The sequence below is a fragment of the Salinimonas profundi genome (assembly GCF_014750655.1).
Classification (GTDB): domain Bacteria; phylum Pseudomonadota; class Gammaproteobacteria; order Enterobacterales; family Alteromonadaceae; genus Alteromonas; species Alteromonas profundi_A.
The window spans coordinates 211,117-226,068 of the sequence record NZ_JABBXD010000003.1; the positions used below are offsets into that span (position 1 = coordinate 211,117).

The following is a 14,952-nucleotide window of genomic DNA, read 5'->3' on the forward strand; positions in this document are numbered from 1 at the left end:
AATTAGAAGAATACAGGACACCCATGGTCAAACACGCATTAACCAGTCTTATTCTGGCTGCCACACTTTTTCTAGGTGCCTGTGCAGATACCCAGACACCAGAAACCGCGCCACAACCCACTGACTACACGGCCGATATGCCCTTCAAGCTCGACACTGCTCGTTTTGGCGCAGGCGTCGCTAATGACGGTGATGCTATCTATGTGTTTGGCGGTTCCAGTGAAGACGAGTGGCTGGGCGATGTAGAAATCATTGACCCGCAGACAGAAAATATCCAGGTGCTACATGATCATATACTGCCGCGGCGGTATTTTTCCGCAGTTTATGACGGTAACCATCACATTTATCTAATTGGTGGGATCTCACATGAGGGTGATGATTATGCTTATGAGAGCCGTGTCGAGGTGTTTGATACCCGTAGCCGAACTATTTCTGAGGTGGCGCCTTTACCTTATCCCACCCGCATTAACGCTGCGGCATATCTGAACGGTAAAATCTACGTTATTGGTGGCGGACATCGCGACTGGAAGACCAAACAGATGAAGCGTTCTTCATTAATGGCTGTTTACGATATTGCTGCCAATGCCTGGTCTTTGGCTCCCCCGATGCCATCGGCAAAGGAAACCACAGCGGTAACATACGATGACAAGATTTATGTAGTGGGCGGCTATGATGGCGATAAGGCGGTAACATCGTTCGAGCAATACGACCCACAAACTAATACCTGGACCAGTCTGCCTGACTTGCCACATCCACTGAGCGCACATTCTGCTACGGTATGGCACGATAAGCTTTTCACGTTCGGTCACTATACCAACCTGACCGCGACACTGGTTTATGATTTTAAGACACAGCAATGGCAGGAGGCAGACTTGCCGGTCGCTGCCAGTCGCCATAATCAGGCAACCACCATCAATGATAAGGTTTACGTGATTGGCGGGCTTGAGCCAGCCGTTAAAGTATTGGATGCCATCCAGGTATTTGACGAGGCACAGCTGGAAAAAGCGGCCCAGTAGGCCGCTATTTTCAACTATTTACTGTGCAGCACCGGACAGAAAAAACTGATACGCCGGATCATCCGTCACATCGGTAAAGCTATAATTCAGATCCTGTAAGTGCTCATCAAATGCAGCCCGGCTTTCCGGCGGTATATCAAACCCGGCCAGCACCAGTCCCTTTGCAGCACCGTGATTGCGATAATGAAATAGCGTGATATTCCAGCGCTCGCCCAGCGTATTCAAAAATTTCAGTAAGGCACCGGGGTACTCAGGAAATTCAAAGGCAAATACGGTCTCATTCAGAATTGCCGGGGGCCGGCCTCCAACCATGTGCCTGACGTGCAGTTTTGCCAGCTCATTGCTACTGAGATCAAAACACGCGAAGCCTTTATCAGTCAGGCTTTCCTGCAATAATGAGAACTCTGGCTGCCCGCCTTTCAGCTTTACGCCTACAAATACATGAGCTTCGGCATCGCTGCCGTAGCGGTAGTTGAATTCGGTGATATTTTTACCGCCCAACGCCTCACAAAATTGTTTAAATGCGCCCGGACGTTCGGCTAATTTGGCAGCAAAAACGGCTTCTTTCTGCTCGGCTAATTCGCAGCGTTCTGACACATAGCGAAGTGTATGAAAGTTGATGTTCGCACCGCACAGAATGCCGCCGATGTTTTTGCCGGTAAGATTATGCGTTTTGGCGTATTTGCGAATGGCCGCAACGGATAACGCACCAGCCGGCTCCGCTATTACCCGGGTGTCATCGAAAATATCCTTGATAGCACCGCAAATCTCATCATTTGAAACGGTAACTATTTCATCAACGTATTCATTACAGAGCCGAAACGTCTCCTGGCCCATGGTTTTAACAGCCACACCATCAGCAAATATGCCTACTGATGGTAAAGCCACCGGCTCTCCGGCTTTACGGGCGGCGGCAAAACAGGCTGACTCTTCAGATTCAACAGCAATAATTCTGATGTCCGGTTTCAACTGTTTAAGGTAAACCGATATTCCCGCCGCCAGACCGCCTCCCCCAACGGCCACGAAAATCATGTCCAGGTTAGGATTTTGTTCCAGTAACTCACGGGCCACTGTGCCCTGACCAGCAATAACATCAGGGTCATCAAACGGAGGCACGAAGGTATAGCCATGCTGCTCTGCCAGAAGCTTTGCATGGGCACTGGCCTGGTCGAAACTGGTCCCATGCTGAATAACCGTGACCTGCTGACCACCAAAGCGCCGCACCGCATCCACTTTGATATCGGGCGTTGTCTCTGGCATGACAATCGTGGCCTTAATACCCTTTACGTGCGCACCGTATGCCAGACCCTGCGCATGATTTCCGGCCGAAGCGGCAATCACTCCGGCCTGCTGTTGTGCCTTTGTCAGCGTGCAAATACGATTATAGGCACCGCGCAACTTAAACGACTTTACCGGCTGCTGATCTTCGCGCTTTAAAAAGACCGAGTTACCAATCTGGTGTGACAGACCAGCCATCATGACCAAATCACTGGCTACCGCGACATCGTAAACCGGCGCTAACAGTATTTTTTTTAAATACTCGTGGCTGCTGATAGTCATATGTCTTCCAACTTAGCCGCGTCGCGCACGGCGCCCTTATCTGCACTGGTTGCCAGCATGGCAAAGTTTTTAAGCGACGCAGAAACCACACGCTCGCGATTAAGCGGCTTGAACGGACGAGGCCGTTGTTGCATTGCCTCGCGCCGATGCGCCAGCTCGGCATCGGTGACATCCACGTTGATGGTGCGGTTAGGAATATCAATAACAATGGTATCGCCGTCTTCCACCAGCGCGATACCACCACCGCTGGCTGCCTCCGGCGAACAGTGTCCGATTGACAACCCACTGGTGCCACCAGAAAAGCGACCATCGGTGATCAGCGCACAGGATTTGCCCAGGCCTTTTGATTTCAGGTAAGAGGTGGGATACAGCATTTCCTGCATACCCGGTCCGCCACGGGGGCCTTCGTAGCGAATAATAACGGCGTCGCCGGCTTTGACCTCATCATTAAGGATCCCCGCAACCGCGTCTTCCTGACTTTCGTAAATTTTTGCTGTACCGGTAAAGGTAAGTATCGATTCATCCACACCGGCGGTTTTGACAATACAGCCATTTTTAGCCAGATTACCGTATAACACTGCCAGACCACCTTCCTGACTGTAGGCGTGCTCAAGCGCACGGATACAGCCTGATTCCCGGTCTCTGTCTGCCTCATCCCAGCGGCACGACTGGCTGAATGCTTTTGTCGTCCGTATTCCCGCCGGACCGGCACGATAAAATTTATCAGCTATTTCGTTCTGAGAGTCAGTAATATCCCACTGACTGATGACATCGCTGATGGTGCCGCCCAGTACATGATGCGAATCAGGATGCAATAAACCGGCTTTATTCAGTTCTGACAAGATGCCCAGCACGCCACCGGCCCGATGCACGTCTTCCATATGGTATTTCGGAGTCGCTGGCGCGACCTTACACAAATGGGGGACTTTACGAGAAAGCCGATCGATATCTGCCATGCTGAAAGGAATCTCTCCTTCCATGGCTGCCGCCAGCAAGTGCAATATGGTATTGGTCGATCCGCCCATCGCAATATCAAGACTCATCGCATTTTCAAATGCCTCGAAATTAGCGATATTACGGGGTAACGCAGAGGTATCATCATTGCCATACCAGCGCTGGCAAAGCTCTACAATCAGCTCACCGGCACGTTGAAACAATCCCTCGCGGTCTGCATGGGTGGCCAGCATAGAACCATTGCCGGGTAGCGCCAGACCAAGGGCTTCTGTCAGACAGTTCATTGAGTTGGCGGTAAACATGCCCGAGCAAGAGCCGCAGGTCGGACAGGCAGAGCGCTCAATCTCACCGCTGTCTTTATCACTGACACTGTCATCCGCAGCTGCGACCATCGCATCGACCAAATCCAGCTTGATGAGCTGATCAGACAATTGTGTTTTGCCCGCTTCCATTGGCCCGCCGGATACAAATACAACGGGAATGTTCAGGCGCATGGCTGCCATCAGCATGCCCGGAGTGATCTTGTCGCAGTTGGAAATACAGACCAGCGCATCAGCACAGTGCGCATTGGCCATATATTCTACCGAGTCGGCGATAATTTCCCGGGACGGCAGGCTGTAAAGCATGCCGCTATGGCCCATCGCGATACCATCGTCCACTGCGATGGTATTAAATTCTTTGGCAACGCCACCCGCGGCTTCTACGCTGCGGGCGACCAGCTGCCCCATATCTTTGAGGTGCACATGCCCGGGTACGAACTGCGTAAAGGAGTTGGCGATGGCAATAATCGGCTTTCCAAAGTCGGTATCTTTCATACCGGTGGCACGCCACAGTGCGCGTGCCCCTGCCATGTTTCGTCCCTGCGTTGTCGTTGCAGATCGTAGTTTGGGCATAATTGCTCCTGAAAGTTAGGGTTTATTCATAAACGGGCGTCAGCCAGTTCCACTTATCTTCTGTTGTACCGTTAAACAGGCCAAAGAATTTTTCCTGTACCGCTTCGGTAATCGGGCCACGGCCACCATTACCCACAGCAATACCATCGACACTGCGCACCGGTGTGACTTCGGCGGCAGTCCCGCACATTAAGATTTCATCCGCCAGATACATCGCTTCACGGGCAATATTTTCCTCACGAACTTCATAGCCCATATCGCGAAGCAATGTCATTACTGTGTCGCGGGTAATACCCGGCAGAATTGCTGCCGTTTTAGGCGTGGTGGTCACAACACCATCGCGGATAACAAAAATGTTTTCGCCCGCGCCTTCACTGATATAGCCATTACGGTCAAGTGCGATACCTTCACCGTAGCCATGACGACGGGCTTCCATTGAAATCAGCTGCGACGACAGGTAATTACCTCCCGCTTTTGCACCAGTAGGCATGGTGTTCGCTGCCAGACGATTCCAGGAAGAAATACCGGCGTCGACACCATTTTTAATTGCCTCTTCACCCAGGTAGGCGCCCCATTCAAACGCGGCAATGGTCAGTTCCGTTTCCTGACCAAAAGGCACCTGCAGACCCATCCCGATATCACCATAAAATGCGATGGGGCGGATATAAGCAGACTGCAAATCGTTTTTGCGGATAATATCCAGCGTTGCTTCGTTAACCTGATCCAACGTGTAAGGAATGGTCATACGGTAAACTTTTGCTGAATCAAAAAGACGACGGTTATGCTCCTGCAAACGGAAAACACAGGTGCCTTTATCCGGCGTTTTATATGCGCGGATCCCTTCAAATACTGAAGAGCCGTAATGAATAGCATGGGTCATTACGTGAACGGTGGCGTCTTTCCAAGGTTTGATCTCGCCGTTAAACCAAATATATTCAGCAGGTTGCTTAGCCATGTTTATTCCTTATTTACGGGGCATGTGGCCCGGGTACTGCCCAAAAGCAGAAAATTAAAAGTTCAGCGCAAATCATACAGCAGGAGATTCAAAACGCCCAATGACAGACCGTTTTAAGCCACCTGAATGGACAGCATTTTTTACATCTGACTGACTTTTAAGACGCAAACAAGGCGTGGCCCCCTGAAAATACAGGGAGAAAATTGATGAGACCTGCTATATAACAGCAGGACAAAGATGTTCGGAAAAAAGAATTATCGGCACTTTTTAACCTTCACAACCGGCTGGCTGACCCGTTGTGAAATGCCTAAGACAAAGAATTAGCATGAAACGGTGGTCTTTTTCAACCAATTTAGCCAGACTATTTGTCTTTGGTATTCCTCAGTTCAAAGGTAACGTTGATGATAGAAAGCTGGATCCATGTGCTTAACCTCGCTGGTGTTGCGGTGTGCGCAATATCAGGAACGTTGATGGCGTTTCAGAAAAGAATGGATGGATTCGGCGTGGTGGTCCTGGCTTCGGCAACCGCAGTAGGCGGTGGCACACTTCGCGACATGATGCTCGACTTACCCGTATTCTGGATTGAAGATACCGATTACCTGTACGTTACCTGTATTGCAGCGCTTATCACCATTATCTGGTTAAGACTGACATCTTTGTTCCCCTACCATTATCTTCTGGTTGCTGATGCCTTCGGCCTGGCGTTATTTAATGTGGTAGGAATAGAAAAAGCCTTAGGTACTGGTGCGGGTATGGCTGTAGCCATTGCCATGGGTACTATCACCGGCGTGTTTGGTGGGTTACTGCGAGATGTTATCTGCCGTGAGGTGCCGCTGGTCTTATCCGGCGAGTTATACGCCATCACCTGTATTGTCGGGGGTGGCGCCTACGCATTGTTTTATACACTGCAACTGCCTGATATCTGGTGTGTTGTAGCAGCACTGGTAACTACCGTATGTTTACGTCTGGGCGCAATGCGCTGGCATTGGGAGTTGCCCGTGTTCAGAACAGAGTAAATCTGCACTGGCGGCCAGTACGTTACCCTTTCAACATGCCATACACTGAGCCCTTTTCGTCAGGACGATACTATGGGCTATGCAGTGGTAAACACCCGCGCCGGTGAGGGAATCGGCGCTCCCTCCGTGCAGGTAGAAGTGCATCTGGCAAACGGGTTACCCGCCTTCCATCTGGTCGGTATGGCTGAAACCTGCGTCAAAGAAGCGCGCGACAGAGTCAGAAGCGCGTTAATCAACAGCGGTTTTGAGTTTCCTGCCAAACGTATCACGGTAAATCTTGCCCCTGCCACAATTCCCAAACATGGCGGGCGCTACGACCTGCCCATCGCGGTTGGAATTCTCATTGCGGCTGGCATTCTTCCTGCGACCTGCGCCGATAACTATGAGTTTATCGGCGAATTAGGGCTAAATGGAAAAATTAAGGCGGTGAGAGGACTAATACCCGCGCTTTTAGCAGCCCGGCAGAGCGCCGCGCAGATTATTTTTCCTGCCGAAAACCGGCATGAAGCAGCACTTGTAAGCGGCATAATACGCCGCGCAGCACCTGACCTTACCGGCGTTTTCAATCACCTGAATAACACTGCATCGCTACCCGCTATTACTGATGCCTTGTCAGGCGCACCGGATACTGCCGCCCCCGAGTGGGATGATATCATCGGTCAGAGTCAGGCTAAGCGGGCACTGGTTATTGCAGCAGCGGCCGAGCACCATATTTTGTTTGTAGGTCCGCCGGGAACGGGTAAAAGTTTGCTGGCCAATCGCCTGCTCTCATTATTGCCGCCGCTGGATATTGAACAGGCACTACAGGTCGCCTCTATTGCATCTGTCAAGGGCATGGGAATTGATGCCACATCACTGTTTAGCCGGCCATTTCGCGCGCCGCACCATACCAGTTCAGCCATTGCACTGACCGGCGGTGGCACGCATCCCATGCCCGGTGAAATCTCACTGGCGCATCTGGGTGTGTTGTTTTTAGATGAATTGCCTGAATTTGGCCGTCGGGCGTTGGACGTGTTGCGAGAGCCCCTTGAAACCGGCGATATCTGTATCAGTCGGGCGCAAGCCCAGGCGGTTTATCCGGCACGGTTTCAACTGGTCGCTGCCATGAATCCCAGCCCAACCGGCGACATCCACGACGGACGTACCTCACCGGACAACATCCTGCGCTATATCAACCGTATTTCCGGTCCGTTCCTGGACCGTATCGACTTACAGGTGAATGTACCGCGTCTTGACGAGTACACCCTAAGCCAACCAGGCGCTGGCCAAACAGACTCTGCTCAGCGCGCTAAAGCGCAAGTTACTGTCGCCCGGGAGCGTCAACGTGACCGGCAGGGTAAGCTTAACAGTGCACTGCACAGTGCAGAGCTGACTGAAGCGTGCAGACTGTGTGCAAAAGATTTGGCATTTTTGCAGCAGGCCGCCCGACAGCTTAAATTATCGATGCGTGTTTTTCACCGAACCCTTAAAGTGGCCCGAACCATCGCTGATCTTGAGTCGAGCGACAGCGTTAAGCAACATCATATCAGCGAGGCCCTGGGCTATCGCGCACTGGATACCATCATTTCTCAGCTAAGCTCTAACTGAAACAACGCATCAATAAGCGGCTCGCTACGACGACTGTTCAAACAGCAAAGGCCCAATTGATAAGGCTCGATATTATCCACTTTAATGCGGGTGACTTTTGCAGCCATACTGGAATGATCCAGCACTACCTGGGGCACAAATCCCATACCGCATTCAAACGCCACCATGCTGACGATAGCCTCATTGCCCCCGACAGATGCATAAACATTAGGCCGAATCCCCGCCTCAGCAAACCAGTGGTAGACAATTCGGCGAGTCGGCCCATGTTCCGGCATAACCACCTGATGGTGACGCCAGTCTATTTGTGACAACTGTGTTATGCCCCAGCTTTTGGGCACAATCAAATCAAGGGGAATATTATCCAGCGGCGCGAAGTTCAAATCTTTGGGAAAATCCGGTGTGTGAATAGCAATGCTGACATCACAGCTTTTTTGCTTCACCCGTTCGATGGCCAGTGCCGGATCGCCGGTAACAAGGCGGATATCCACGGCCGGGTGAAGATTTCGAAAGGCGCGCAACAGGCCTGGCAGGTGGCTCTGGCTGGCAGTAACTGAACAGAAGATACTGAGTTGCCCCTGCAAAGTCTGCCCGTCCTGATGCAACTGTGCCTGCAGTTCGCGCCAATCCCTGACCACCTGCCGGCTGAAAACCAGTAATTTTTGTCCCGCCGGGGTCAGCGAGACCTGTCGGTTGTCCCGTTCAAATAACGGTGCACCGCACTCTTCCTCTAAACGCTGCACAATCCGGCTCAGGGTCGATGCCGATACAAACATCGCTCTGGCAGTCGCCCCGAAATGCAGACTGTCTGCCAGATGATTAAACAGCTGCAGGCTTTTAATATCCATAACGTTGCAAAAAATGAAATACTGTCTTGCAAATATATCATTTTGCAAAACAAAAGCGATAGGCTAGTCTTCATTACAAGTCGTCACAGACGAGGTCTCCGGTAGCGGCAACAACCGGGATTGATGAAATAAAAAAGATGTTCGGAAATCTTATGGCTAATTATTTCAATACATTATCGTTACGACAGCAGCTGGACCAACTGGGTCGCTGCCGCTTTATGAACCGTAGCGAATTCGCTGACGGTTGCCAGTATTTAAAAGGTAAACGCATTGTTATTGTCGGCTGCGGCGCGCAGGGACTTAATCAAGGCCTGAATATGCGTGATTCGGGATTGGATGTAGCGTATGCATTGCGTCAGGCTGCAATCGATGAAAAGCGTGATTCATACCAGCGTGCCACAGATAATGGCTTTACTGTGGGTACCTATCAACAACTTATTCCGGAAGCAGATCTGGTTTACAACCTGACGCCGGATAAACAGCATGCCAGCGTGGTTGAAGCTGTTATGCCGTTAATGAAAGAAGGCGCGGCGCTGGGATATTCCCACGGGTTTAATATTGTTGAAGAGGGTCAGCAGATCCGCAAAGATATTACCGTAGTTATGTGCGCGCCCAAATGTCCGGGCACAGAAGTGCGTGAAGAATACAAGCGCGGGTTCGGTGTTCCCACACTCATTGCAGTGCATCCTGAAAATGATCCTCAAAAGGAAGGCTGGGACATCGCTAAAGCGCTGGCCAGTGCCACTGGGGGTGATCGGGCCGGTGTGCTGGAATCGTCCTTTGTTGCAGAAGTGAAATCTGATTTGATGGGCGAGCAAACAATTCTGTGTGGTATGCAGCAGGTCGCGGCTATTCTGTGCTATGAGAAAATGGTGGAAGAAGGCATTGATGAAGCCTACGCCGGTGAACTTATTCAGCAGGGTTTGGAAACGATTACTGAAGCGCTGAAAATCGGTGGTGTCACTAACATGATGGACCGCCTGTCGAATCCGGCCAAGCTCAAAGCCCATCAGTTGTCTGAAACACTAAAAACCACCCTGCGTCCGCTATTTGAAAAACACCAGGATGATATTATCAGCGGTGAATTTTCTAAAACCATGATGCAGGATTGGGCTAACGGCGATGCGAACCTGCACAAATGGCGCGAAGAAACCGGTCAGTCCGCCTTTGAAAATGCGCCGGTTTATGAAGGCAAAATTGCAGAACAGACTTACTTTGATAAAGGCATTCTGCTGGTTGCTATGATCAAAGCAGGGGTAGAGCTGGCCTTTGATGTGATGGTTGAAGCCGGTATTTTGCCTGAGTCAGCGTACTATGAGTCATTGCATGAAACACCGCTGATCTCCAATACTATCGCGCGCAAACGTCTTTATGAGATGAACGTGGTGATTTCTGATACCGCAGAATACGGCAACTATCTGTTTGCCAATGCTGCAATTCCTTTGCTCAAAGAAAGCTTCATGCCTTCAGTAACCACTGAAATCATCGGCAAAGGACTGAGTCAGGAAAGTAATCAGGTGGATAACCGCCAGCTGGTGGAAGTAAATCGCGCGATTCGTCAACACGGTGTAGAACAGGTTGGAGACGTACTTCGTGGTTATATGAAAGACATGAAAGCCACCGTTTTTGAGTAACAATTTCTGTCGTTAGGTGCTTAAAGAAGCCCTCTTGCCCGGCCAGTTTGGCCGGGCTTTTTTATGTGCATTTCAAAGAGACCGCAACGATAAACCGATGTGTTACCTTTGGCCGAATTGTCATTAACACCTTCCCCTTACAAAAATTTTTCATCGATTGATAAAAGGGTCCGCTGCTACGGACTTATCAGCGTCTCTGCGTTCAGGTTTTTACTTATCCGATTAAGCCTTCTGACTTGAATACAATCTGGCACCCGTGAAACATTAACTTAAATTAATATACGCCGTGTTTTGTTCGCTCATGACGTACATCGCTGGTGCGACGTGGACTGGCGATGAAAAACCAGTCTTAGAGAAGGTGCGTTTTCACTTAATTTTCAGATGAACTATAAATTTTCACATCTGATAACGGGTCCTGCGCGTTTGGTCAGTATTGATGGTGGATTCCTGTCCAGGAAATATCAATATCCAATCAATCACGGAGACAAGACTATGTTGAAGAAAATTGCGATGTCGATTGCGCTTATCGGTGCTTCCGGTCAGGTATATGCAGGTCATACAAATAATGTTCTGGAAGCGTCACTGGATGGGCGTCAGGAAGTGAATAGTTCAGGTAATAAGCGTATTTCCGGCGACCCAAACGGGCGGGGTGAAGCCTATGTGTTTGGCATCGACGGCGATCCGAATACACTATGCTATGTGTTAACTGTCGATAAAATACAACTGGTGCCTGTAGGTGAAGGGATGGCCGCACATATCCATAAGGGTGCAGCGGGTACTAACGGCCCTGTCGTTGCAGCCTTGGCCGGTCCTGAAGATGGGAACGCGGCAGACTGTCTGACCGAGGGCGTGGAATCAGAGAAGTTTCCAATGGGCCCGGTGGTTCAGGAAATTCTTGAGCATCCGGAAGACTATTATATCAATGTGCATAATCCGGATTATCCTGGTGGCGCTATTCGTGGCCAGTTAATGCCTCAGGGCAACTAAACCACTAAACCAAGTGTGCCGCAGCCTGAATGAATGGCTGCGGCGTTTGTCTTTATTCCTCAGCCAGAATTTCATGCCGTTCACGCTCGGCAAAATATACCGATAACGCTGCTAATACGAAAAAGGCCAGAAACCCCAAACCGATGGGATACAGATTGGTTGTCAGAAAGCTGTCTATAGCCAATGCCACCGGCACTGCAATCAGACTCGACAGGGAGCCAATAATGGCTGCGCCTAAGCCAGCCATATCGCCTAATGGCTGCATCGCCATGGCATTCAGATTCCCGAATAAGATCCCTACAAAGAAAAAGCCACAGAACAGTGTTGTAATGGTGACGACCAGTGGTGGTAGGCCATCGAAGCTCAATAAGATAACGTTTAGCAAACAGGCAAAAACAATAACGCCCACAAGCGCAATGCGTACCAGCTTACTCATGCCAAAGCGCATTACCATAGTGCCGTTAAAAAACGATGCCAGACCAATTGAGAACGCCAGTGTGGCAAAGATGTAGGGAAACATCTCACCGGTATCGTAAAATTCCTGAAAAATAGTCTGGGAAGCGCTCAGGTAAGCCAGAAAAGACCCGAAGATACATCCCATGGCCAGCGTATAGCCCATTACTGACATGTGCGTCAGGATAAATGAAGATGAGCGACCAAACTGATTCCATGAAAAAGGTTGGCGCCGCGCCTTAACCAGGGTTTCGGGCTGACGCCAAAAATACCAGCTACCGGCAATCACCGCAAAAATCAGAAACAGACTGAAAATATGACGCCAGGTGAAAAAAAGCAGCACGGCCTGCCCGACCATAGGGGCCAGCATCGGAACGATAATAAATACCATCATGATAAACGACATAACCCGCGCCATACCGTCGCCGACGTACAGGTCACGAATAATGGCCATTGCCGCGATACGAGGTCCGGAGACACCAAATGCCTGAATCAGTCGTCCGGCGAGCATCGTATTCATATCATCGGCTTGCATACAGACCAGCGACCCTACTGCAAAAATACATAAACCAAGCAAAATGGTTTCACGCCGACCGCGGCTATCCGAGTATGGGCCAAAGAAAAGTTGCCCGAATGCCATACCACCGAAAAACACCGACACGATCAAATGCGCATCGTGCTCGTCTTTAGCATTAAGCGCTTCACCAATTTGAGAAAGCGCGGGTAGCATCGCATCAATACTCAGCGCCACCAGCGATGTCATCAACGCCATAAGGGCAACAAATTCCTGTAACGCCAGAGTAGGCTTTGCTTTAGTATTGGTGGCGGGTTTCACGCAGAGCAGATCCTTATAATGCAGACGCAGGCAGGCTGGTAAACTGTAAAGGCGTCAGTGTACAGTAAAACGGCTGTAAACATAGCGGTTTGCTATGCGTAGCCGTATTGATGCGATTAGACCGTAAAAAAAGCCGGCATCAAGGCCGGCTATGATCATTAATGCAGATACTGATTCAAAAATGCATCCATTTCTGCGAAGAATCGATGGCGGTTTCGTTGAATGGATAAGTAATGATCGCCGGCTTCAAGCTCTACATATTTGAAGGCGGGATGATCATGATCCTCTAACTCTTCAGCCATGGTTCTGCTGTGCCTGACCGACACACTGCGATCTTCTTCACCGTGTACCAGTAAAATAGGCGTGGTAATTTTCTTAGCATGATACAGCGGCGAACGGGCCTCTAAATCATCACTGTCATCACCTATCTGGTTTTTTACAAATTCATGATTAACAAAATTCCGGGCATTTCGCTCCAGATATTTCAGGTCGCTGACACCGTTAACGCTGATAGCACATGCAAACAAATCGGGCGTTTTCACTGTCGCCATCAATGCGGCATATCCACCATAACTGCCACCGACAATACAAATTTTTTCCTTATCTGCATGACCTTTTTCTATCATCCAGTGCGTAGCATCCGTAATATCATCCTGCATCTGCAGTCCCCAGCTTTTCATCTGCGCATTAGCAAATTCATAGCCATACCCTGTTGAGCCCCTGAAATTCGGACGAAGCACGGCATATCCGCGGCTGGTGAAATAAGCAATCCAATAGTTAAAACCATCAAAATCCCGGGCGCCCGGTCCGCCATGAGGATGAATGACCGTAGGGTACGGCGGTTCGCCGATAGCAGGCAGAGTAAGATAAGCTTCGATTTCCAGACCGTCACGCGCTTTATAAATGACTTTCTCATTGGCGGGAATAGTCTGTTCGGCCAGCTGCGGGTAGAGATTAAACAGCCCGTCTATTTTATTGGTCTTGGTATTACCCAGGCTTATATAAGGGGGCGTGCCGTCCATTTCTGAATGCAGAATGTAGTACGTTTCGTCAGCATTAAAACTTAAAATCGTATTACTGAACTCCGGTAATGCCTTATCCAGCATGGCCTGTAGCTTGGCCCAGCGCGGCTTCCAATAATATTCTCCATTTTCAGCCTGAGGATGATTAACACCAATCGCCTCGCCGGTTTTTGGTGAGTAAATCAGGCTGCCATCAACATCATAATTGTCATCCGCGTAGACTAGTTCACTTTTGCGGTCATCCAGCGTCATTTTATACAGCGCCAGAAAGTTTCCCTTGTACGCGGTGTAATACAGAATATTGGGGTCCAGCCCAAATCCTTTAGGATATATGCCTTTTTCATTCATGGCGTTATAGGCAAAAAGTGTTTCCCATTCTGCCTCTTCGTTTTTACGCACAATGACTTCTGTTTCGCCGTTGTCGTAATCTCTGGCGATGCCAAGTCGCAAAGCAGATTGCTGGTCAGTCATCCAGTCGCGGACTTTACGCTTGGCACGCTCAATACGAGTACGATGAAACGTGTTTACATTAATCTTGAAGACTGAAGGCATTGCTACAGTATTGGTATCGACTTGCATCAAAATATGCTCTGGGTCATGATCCAGCCAGTCAACAACACTGTCCAAATATTGAGGGTCGACTTTTAATCGGCTGGCTTCTCTCAACCGATCGACGTCAACGATTGTTCTGAGTTTCTCGTCAGGCTTTGTGTAATTCATAATATACATTCGGGTCTTATGAAACCTGACATGCCTCTGTTTGACTTCATATAGTGCACTAACAGCCAACTGTTTGTTATTGACCCAGCGATACCAGCTGATTTTTACTTTTTCATTATCTGAACGTAACAAATAAGCAGTCGATCCTTTTTCAAAGTCGTAAACCTGCAGGATGGATAGATCTTCGCCATCCATGGTCAGATTGTGGGTATAAGCAATGCGTCCCCCATCAGGAGAGAGACGAACTTTCTGAATTTTCGGAAGCTGACTGTAGGCGCTTACGGGTAGCTGCCCGGTGTTTTCAGCGGTTACGCTAAAACTTATAAAAAGTGTAAGAATAACGCCGATAGTTCCGGCTAAACTGAATCCTTTCACGTACTTATCCTTTTAATACTAGGTAGGACGGATATATCTTAAATAAGTTACAACCTGTCGCAGCTGATCTTCGCACTGCGTAAAGCGATAATATACTAGA

At 49.6% G+C, this 14,952-nt stretch carries 11 protein-coding genes; 5 read left to right on the top strand and 6 right to left on the bottom strand.

Translation table 11 applies throughout. From position 1 onward, the window contains the following. Positions 1-23 precede the first annotated feature (23 nt). Entirely contained in the window at positions 24-1,016 is a 993-nt protein-coding gene (locus tag HHX48_RS08390; RefSeq protein ID WP_191024087.1) for a Kelch repeat-containing protein, read from the top strand. Between the two features lie 18 nt (positions 1,017-1,034). On the opposite strand, the gene ilvA is transcribed toward HHX48_RS08390, so the two are convergent. Genes ilvA through HHX48_RS08405 form a run of 3 tightly spaced genes read right to left on the bottom strand, consistent with a single transcriptional unit; the run spans position 1,035 to position 5,378 of the window. Next, positions 1,035-2,576, bottom strand: coding sequence for a threonine ammonia-lyase, biosynthetic (ilvA, locus tag HHX48_RS08395; protein WP_191024089.1), 1,542 nt, complete (start codon positions 2,574-2,576; stop codon positions 1,035-1,037). Then, the gene (gene ilvD / locus HHX48_RS08400; RefSeq protein WP_191024091.1) at positions 2,573-4,423 is read right to left on the bottom strand and encodes a dihydroxy-acid dehydratase; all 1,851 of its coding nucleotides are present in this window, start codon (positions 4,421-4,423) and stop codon (positions 2,573-2,575) included. Before ilvD ends, ilvA begins: the two co-directional genes overlap by 4 nt. Before the next feature lie 22 nt (positions 4,424-4,445). Next, complete coding sequence (locus HHX48_RS08405) at positions 4,446-5,378, bottom strand: branched-chain amino acid transaminase (protein ID WP_191024093.1); 933 nt, start codon at positions 5,376-5,378, stop codon at positions 4,446-4,448. Positions 5,379-5,779: 401 nt separating this feature from the next. Between HHX48_RS08405 and HHX48_RS08410 the strand changes: the two genes are divergently transcribed. Further along, on the top strand, positions 5,780-6,394 hold the full coding sequence (locus tag HHX48_RS08410) for a trimeric intracellular cation channel family protein (RefSeq protein ID WP_191024095.1): 615 nt from the start codon (positions 5,780-5,782) through the stop codon (positions 6,392-6,394). A 72-nt stretch (positions 6,395-6,466) separates the two neighbouring features. Beyond that, positions 6,467-7,981, top strand: coding sequence for a YifB family Mg chelatase-like AAA ATPase (locus HHX48_RS08415; RefSeq protein ID WP_191024097.1), 1,515 nt, complete (start codon positions 6,467-6,469; stop codon positions 7,979-7,981). Here the strand turns inward: HHX48_RS08415 and ilvY are convergent. Continuing rightward, the gene (gene ilvY / locus HHX48_RS08420; RefSeq protein ID WP_191024099.1) at positions 7,963-8,826 is read right to left on the bottom strand and encodes an HTH-type transcriptional activator IlvY; all 864 of its coding nucleotides are present in this window, start codon (positions 8,824-8,826) and stop codon (positions 7,963-7,965) included. The two genes, HHX48_RS08415 and ilvY, sit on opposite strands and share 19 nt — an antisense overlap. 152 nt (positions 8,827-8,978) lie before the next feature. Here ilvY and ilvC point away from each other — a divergent pair, with 152 nt between their 5' ends. Continuing rightward, positions 8,979-10,460 carry a ketol-acid reductoisomerase gene (ilvC, locus tag HHX48_RS08425; RefSeq protein ID WP_191024101.1) on the top strand — a complete coding sequence of 494 codons (1,482 nt, stop codon included), beginning with the start codon at positions 8,979-8,981 and terminating at the stop codon, positions 10,458-10,460. A gap of 492 nt (positions 10,461-10,952) precedes the next feature. Further along, positions 10,953-11,447 carry a CHRD domain-containing protein gene (locus tag HHX48_RS08430; RefSeq protein WP_191024103.1) on the top strand — a complete coding sequence of 165 codons (495 nt, stop codon included), beginning with the start codon at positions 10,953-10,955 and terminating at the stop codon, positions 11,445-11,447. A gap of 52 nt (positions 11,448-11,499) precedes the next feature. Here the strand turns inward: HHX48_RS08430 and HHX48_RS08435 are convergent, their stop codons facing one another. Both HHX48_RS08435 and HHX48_RS19055 read right to left on the bottom strand, forming a co-directional pair. Further along, positions 11,500-12,735, bottom strand: coding sequence for a multidrug effflux MFS transporter (locus tag HHX48_RS08435; protein ID WP_191024105.1), 1,236 nt, complete (start codon positions 12,733-12,735; stop codon positions 11,500-11,502). 158 nt (positions 12,736-12,893) lie between these two features. Then, entirely contained in the window at positions 12,894-14,852 is a 1,959-nt protein-coding gene (locus HHX48_RS19055; RefSeq protein WP_191024107.1) for an alpha/beta hydrolase family protein, read from the bottom strand. Between the last annotated feature and the right edge of the window lie 100 nt (positions 14,853-14,952).